The 5,904-nt window shown below is 54.0% G+C and carries 8 protein-coding genes; 2 read left to right on the forward strand and 6 right to left on the reverse strand.

Annotated features, from left to right (window positions below; translation table 11 throughout):
• Positions 1 to 144: 144 nt before the first annotated feature.
• Positions 145 to 606, forward strand: a complete 462-nt coding sequence (locus tag O0S09_RS09785) for a hypothetical protein (protein ID WP_268923790.1) — start codon at positions 145 to 147, stop codon at positions 604 to 606.
• Here the strand turns inward: O0S09_RS09785 and O0S09_RS09790 are convergent.
• Genes O0S09_RS09790 through O0S09_RS09815 form a run of 6 tightly spaced genes read right to left on the reverse strand, consistent with a single transcriptional unit; the run spans position 581 to position 5,325 of the window.
• On the reverse strand, positions 581 to 841 hold the full coding sequence (locus tag O0S09_RS09790) for a DUF3781 domain-containing protein (RefSeq protein WP_268923791.1): 261 nt from the start codon (positions 839 to 841) through the stop codon (positions 581 to 583). The genes O0S09_RS09785 and O0S09_RS09790 overlap by 26 nt on opposite strands.
• 5 nt (positions 842 to 846) lie before the next feature.
• On the reverse strand, positions 847 to 1,692 hold the full coding sequence (locus O0S09_RS09795; RefSeq protein ID WP_268923792.1) for a deoxyribonuclease IV: 846 nt from the start codon (positions 1,690 to 1,692) through the stop codon (positions 847 to 849).
• Positions 1,685 to 2,506 carry a DUF7714 family protein gene (locus O0S09_RS09800; protein ID WP_268923793.1) on the reverse strand — a complete coding sequence of 274 codons (822 nt, stop codon included), beginning with the start codon at positions 2,504 to 2,506 and terminating at the stop codon, positions 1,685 to 1,687. Before O0S09_RS09800 ends, O0S09_RS09795 begins: the two co-directional genes overlap by 8 nt.
• Positions 2,507 to 2,556: 50 nt before the next feature.
• Positions 2,557 to 3,516, reverse strand: a complete 960-nt coding sequence (locus O0S09_RS09805; RefSeq protein WP_268923794.1) for a radical SAM protein — start codon at positions 3,514 to 3,516, stop codon at positions 2,557 to 2,559.
• On the reverse strand, positions 3,501 to 4,388 hold the full coding sequence (gene mmp11 / locus O0S09_RS09810; protein WP_268923795.1) for a methanogenesis marker protein 11: 888 nt from the start codon (positions 4,386 to 4,388) through the stop codon (positions 3,501 to 3,503). The genes O0S09_RS09805 and mmp11 overlap by 16 nt, the downstream gene beginning before the upstream one ends.
• The gene (locus O0S09_RS09815) at positions 4,372 to 5,325 is read right to left on the reverse strand and encodes a tRNA(Ile2) 2-agmatinylcytidine synthetase (protein ID WP_268923796.1); all 954 of its coding nucleotides are present in this window, start codon (positions 5,323 to 5,325) and stop codon (positions 4,372 to 4,374) included. Before O0S09_RS09815 ends, mmp11 begins: the two co-directional genes overlap by 17 nt.
• A 532-nt stretch (positions 5,326 to 5,857) precedes the next feature.
• Between O0S09_RS09815 and O0S09_RS10065 the strand changes: the two genes are divergently transcribed.
• Positions 5,858 to 5,904, forward strand: a 47-nt coding sequence (locus tag O0S09_RS10065) for a 4Fe-4S binding protein (protein WP_425438245.1), incomplete at its 3' end; no start/stop codon positions are given.

Below are 5,904 nucleotides of genomic sequence, written 5' to 3' on the forward strand. Positions count from 1 at the left end.
TTATCCGCAGCATCCGCCTCTACCACGGATAACCCCGCGGCAACCCTCTCTCCCCTTTTTTTCTGAAAAAATACTGGAAGCTTTGAACGGATAAAATGGAATAAAAAACGCGGATACCCCGGATACGCGTGAACTCGCATTCCTGTGCACGCGGCCGAAGACACCACACAACACAATACTTCAGAAAAGAAAAGCCAGAGGAGAAATTTTTCCAGAAAAAATATCTACGAAATCATGTCGTGGAATCGCAATCAGCGAAGGGAACAGGCCGAACGCATGCCTTCAGCACACCATCCCGTGATGTATTATTTCTTACAGGGGGTCCCCACAAAGCAGCGGACACACAGAACCGGCAAACAAAACATACCCAAAAAAAGAAAAAAATATTATGCCGACGTCATCGGGTTGATTCGGCGAACCATTGCAGCCTCCCGCACCGATCGTGCAGGAGGTATCAACAACTGCGGCGGTGGAAACACTTTTTTTCTCTTGGAACATCACTTCCGCCGGATACTCTATGAAGGGATGAACATTCTTTCACCACACATCGCACCCTGCACGCTCCCTTCCCCCGAAAAAATCAGCCCTTCCGTACATGCGCCGTAATAATCGTACCACTCCGGGCATGCACCGTTATCTCACAGTCACCAACCCGGACATAGACGTTTTTCCCGCATTTCCGTATCTCCGCCTCAGGATTTTGGACCAGCTCCCTGCACCAGCGTACCACATCCTCCCCCGCATCCAGCGAGAGATTCTTCCGGACTCGTTCCGCGCCCGGCCCGGTCGTATGCAGCTTCTCAAGACTCGCGAACAGCTCATCCCTGACTGCCGGATTCATCCCCGTCACATCTGCGCAAGCCGTCGTGCAACCGCCATGTTTCCCGCATCATCCCGCACCTCATCTGATGGCGTCTCCATAATAAATGCACAGTGGGAAACTCTCGGAAACATCAGCACATCCCGAATCGTCTCTTCCCCCAGAGTCCCGAGACCGAGATGCTCGTGACGATCAAGATGTGACCCGACCCCTCCCTTCATATCGTTCAGATGAATCACCCGCAATCGCGAAAGATCCCCCGCCTCATCCGCAAACCATCCGAAGACCGTCTCCGCCCCGTGACCTTTCAGATCATACCCCGCCGCCGCCGCATGGCACGTATCAAAACAGAAACCCACCCGCGGCTCGCGTCCCAGCCCGTCAGCAATCGCACCGACATCCGTAAACGTCCCACCGACGGTGTTCCTCTCGTTCGCCGTGTTCTCCAGAAGAATCATCGTCTCGCCCTCAGCATTGTCCAGAGCATGACCGATTGCGGCGATGACCTTTTCCTGCCCCTTCTTGTGCCCCTCAGGCCCGTGATGTCCGAGATGCGTAACAAGATACGGAATCTTCAGCTGACTGCACCGGTTCAGCTCATCCGTCAGCGTTGCAACCGACTTCTCATAAATCTCCGGCTTCTCTGCCGCGGGGTTCGGGAGATAGGGCATATGGTCCACCACCGGCCCGATACCGGACGCAGCAAGAGCCGCAATGAACGCATCCGCCGCCGCCGCATCGATCGGTTTTGCAGCCCACACCCGCGGACTGCGGGTAAATATCTGAAACGTATCACAGCCCAGCGCCTGTGCCCGCTCCACCGCATGTGCAAACGCTCCGGCAATTGAGACATGAAATCCAAGCTTAACCATGACGTGACTCCTCCTTCTTTCTCTCCCGCCATGCAGCAAGCATCGCATCAACCGCCTCCAGCATCACGCGGGGCGACGACCCCCAGTGAACAACCGCGCCGAACTTCCCGTTGTAGATCCCAATCCCGGAACGCTCCGCCCGGCAGCAGCGGGCGATGAACGGCTCTTCTGCCACCTGCGACAAAGGACAGGTATCCTCGAACACAAAATCATCGCCGTAACACTCACCGCAGATATGGCGGCCGGTCAGACAGCAGGCAACATGCTCGCCGCCGTGCAGACTGTCCCGGTCCAGGGTTTTTGCAAAACCCCCGGCCCGGCAGGGATACACATCCGCCGGAATCTTTGCAATATCCCTGACGTGATGTGCAAACTGAATATTTTCGGTACCGAAAAATCCCAGTTCCTCTAAAATCTTCAGGTTCTCCGACAGATTTGCCCGCGGGGGTGTAATATCATACACATGCACCGTCTCCAGCCCCGAAAGATCCGGATCCAGCACAAAAATCTGGTGTTCATCATTTGCACCGAAAATGGTACACCGCTTTCCTGTGGACAGCGCCTTTCGGATCAGACCTGTCCGGTCATGCGGCGTAATTGGTCCTTCCCAGACAGCAATATCCTCCGGCCCTACCAGACGACGGACGGACTTCACCTTTCGCAGGTACCCGCTCTCCCCCTCATGCTCCACCTCCAGAATCTCAAAACCCTCCGGTACCGGATGGATCAGATACTTCGTCAGGAAATAGACCGTATCGCCGTACGGTTTTGTTGCCGCACTCCCGATGTATTTGCATTCGGTTGGAAAGATCATACAGATACTGTATGTATTGCGATAATGCAAATTAAATCCGACTATCGCAGTCAGTCCCGGCCCGGCACCATATCGCAGCCGGTACAGGCGATACACATCGTTTCTGCTTCACGGGTATCAAGACCATTCGCCGCAAGAACCGAGCGGTGATGCTTGTAGAGGCTCATAAACCGCTTGAACCCGGGGCGCGCCAGATCTTTTAACTCACCGCCGGGAGAGAACGGACGCAGCGTCGGGATGATGCCGCGGGCACAGAGATCCCCGACTGCGGCCTTCATCTCCTCGTCGGTCTCGCCGAGTCCGAAGATGAGATTCGTGAACACATGGTTTCTGCCAAACAGCCGCACCGCCTCATCCAGCTCGGCATTGATCCTATCACGATCCATGCCGGGACACATCTTTGCGAAAAGTTCTGGCGTCGCCGTCTCCAGATTAAACTTAACCTCGGCTGCCCCCGCCTCATGCAGACGGCGTGCCGTCCCGGCAACAGGATAGATCGAAACACCAATGGGGAGATCAAACACTCTGAGTGCTTTCACCACCGCAAGGGTTCTTGCCTCTTCCTCCTCAGGTGAACCTGCAACCCCGCTTGTCAGAGAGATTGCCTCAATATCTCCCGCATCCCGGACGAGGGAAACGATCTCTTCCACCGATTTGGTTGGTGCGGCGTTTGCCGGCACCGGACAGTATTTACAGTGGAAGATGCAGGACCCGCTGATAGTAATATATGCCTGTCCCGGGCAGTGACTTCCCGGCTTTTCGAGTTTTCCGAGAACCTCAATACAACCGTAGGTTAACATCACCGTTCCGCCGCCGATATGACGAATCGTAATCGGCGACTCATCTGCAACAGCGAGACGCACACGATGCCCTTCGTAACTGAAGAAGACCGACCCGCGTCCCCCTGCTCCGGGTCCCGCGGTTGAGGTTGATTCATACTCCGCAGCATCGGCTCCGGTAAGCTGTACCGTGCCGATCTCAAGCAGTTGTGCTTTCAGGGATTCCCACATAACTCCAGTGCCTCATCAAATCTGGTGTAGAACGGAATTGCCGCTGCCGCACCGATAATTCCCGACCCGCCGATACGGATGTCGAGATACTGCTGAATCGACTTCATACTCTCCAGCGTAATTTCTCCGCGTTTCACCATCCATCCATACTCTTCCAGCGGTGACGGATCAAACCCGCGGAACGCCACCATACCGGTCTTGTCCGAAAGAGTGTACTGTTCCACGAGCTTTTGCACCCTGCTGATCAGCACATCCGGCTCGGTTGTGGCAAACTCAATTGCCACGGCAACACAGTTCTTGGTCCGCTGGGCAACCGGAAACAACTGGGTAATGGTATGGGAGAGGTACCGGGAGTTATCATCCTCCACCTCCCGGGCGATGTTGTGTGTCAGTGCCCAGGTTGCACCGACCTCCGGGGTATCGGTGTCATCAATACCGATAATGACCCGCTCCATTCTGCGGAGATGCAGGGTTGACCCGGCAAGTTTTCCGCCGCCGCAGGGTGTGGTCTCGGCCCGCAACACTCCTTTTGCTTTCGCACGGCAGACGGATGCCCCAACCCCTCCGCCGCCCATACCAAGGTAGGAAACCGCAATCTCGGTATCGGACACCTTTGCCCCACAGATTCCTGCGGGGAACGTTGATCCGGCAAGCGGGAGTTCCACCGAACCGGGCGTGATGTGGTATCGGATCGTGGTTCCGACTTTTCGGACGTTTGTAACCAGTGGGCTTTGGGCATAGTGTTTTGCCACCCACATGCCGCCGCCAATGCAGTCAAAGCATTCGATCAGTTCTATCTGTCTGCCGTCACCGGACGCGACTGCGATGATCTCCTGATAGGGTGCCTGATAAGGATCACGGAGATTCGCCATATAACCCTGCAACCTCTACACCTCCGTTTGCCCACAGGAGTGCCCCAAGAGCACCGATACGTCCCTTCCCGTTTGCCGAGTCCACGAACGGAATGCCGAGGCGTTCCGCCTCGGCAACCGCATCCTCTTTTGTCAGCAGTTCGGTTTTGATCCGTTTTGCATAGGACGACTCCGGCAGTCGGATGCCGCTCCAGTAGCAGATACCGGTATCAGTACTTGTCGAGCGTTCCTCTACAAATGTTTTGACGAACTGAATCAGCTCCTCCTTCTTCTCCGGCTTTACCGCAAACGTGATGACGGACCCGGTACAGTTGGTGGTCTTCTCCGGAGCTTTAGGGTTGAGCTGAATAATTCTCATGCCGAGGAAGATCGCCCCGTCAAGGGTACAGGCTTCCCCGCATTTCATGGCGAGAACCCAAGTTGCCCCGCTTTCCTTGGTATCGGTATCATCAATGCCGAAGGTGATCTTTTCGTACTTTGGCAGAACGATGGTGCTCCGGCAGATGTGTGCTCCGCCGACGTGGAGGTCCTCCTCTGAGTTGTACTCAACCCTGATTACTCCGGGTGCCTGTGCCAGACATGCAGCAACACCAATACCTGCCCCCGCGGCCCCTGCCCAGGCAGTGGCCACTTCGTTACCGTTAACGATGACCGCTTCCAGTGCCTGGCCGCCGAGCTCCGTATCCGAAGGACCAAACCGGATGGGATAGGATCCGATCTTTGCCGTCATGGTCATGGTGGTCCCTTCTGTCTTTGCAGAGATGAGGGCACCACCGGCACGTCTGCGGTTCATGTGATCCCATTCAATGGGGCCGCGGGCATGACACTGCTCGTGAAGTTCAGCAATACCTTCCTTTTCATCGGTCATCACCAGCAGGCGATGGCAGAATAACGGTCCAAACCGTTCTTTTACCTGTTCTGGGGTTAAGGTAATCATAGATATCCTGCATTCTGTCCGGGTTTGATGCCGGAATTTTCGTTAACAGAAATATCAGTGGTGACAGTATAATAGGTAATCGGTACCGAAATAATTTCGGGCGTGAAGATGCACTGTAATAATAGATCCTGTATCACCCCCAAAACCCACTGATAATCTCATATCTACTGGATAATCAAACATTGTTAATATGCCGGTCTGTTCAACACTTTTGACCCTGTGATGCCCTCCTCAAATACGCGCGCAAACGAGATATTCTTGCATAATTTTCGTTTTCCTGCGGTAATATGGAAATCTGATAATTATCCTCTGCTCTTGGGCATATCAGGTTTCCGGGTGTTCTTTCCCTCCTGCTTTGGGTATATTATGTTTACAAATCAATATTGTTAATTTTTTTAAGCTTACAATGGGTGAAATACGCCCGGTTTCGGCTTCCATTTTATTAAGAAACTTTATCTATATTCTCCCACAACCATTTCAGTAATCGATTTCGATCGATATAGGCTGGTGCATATAAGCAATGGCATTTGCAATGCATATCAACATGGAGCGATGTACCGGTTGTAACAATTGTGTGGT

Source organism: Methanocorpusculum vombati (assembly GCF_026891935.1).
Classification (GTDB): domain Archaea; phylum Halobacteriota; class Methanomicrobia; order Methanomicrobiales; family Methanocorpusculaceae; genus Methanocorpusculum; species Methanocorpusculum vombati.

Bases quoted from the DNA above. Each gene is read 5' to 3' on its own strand.
- O0S09_RS09790 (WP_268923791.1), bottom strand. From the start codon at position 841: ATGAATCCGGCAGTCAGGGATGAGCTGTTCGCGAGTCTTGAGAAGCTG.
- O0S09_RS09795 (WP_268923792.1), bottom strand. From the start codon at position 1,692: ATGGTTAAGCTTGGATTTCATGTCTCAATTGCCGGAGCGTTTGCACAT.
- O0S09_RS09800 (WP_268923793.1), bottom strand. From the start codon at position 2,506: ATGATCTTTCCAACCGAATGCAAATACATCGGGAGTGCGGCAACAAAA.
- O0S09_RS09805 (WP_268923794.1), bottom strand. From the start codon at position 3,516: ATGTGGGAATCCCTGAAAGCACAACTGCTTGAGATCGGCACGGTACAG.
- mmp11 (WP_268923795.1), bottom strand. From the start codon at position 4,388: ATGGCGAATCTCCGTGATCCTTATCAGGCACCCTATCAGGAGATCATC.
- O0S09_RS09815 (WP_268923796.1), bottom strand. From the start codon at position 5,325: ATGATTACCTTAACCCCAGAACAGGTAAAAGAACGGTTTGGACCGTTA.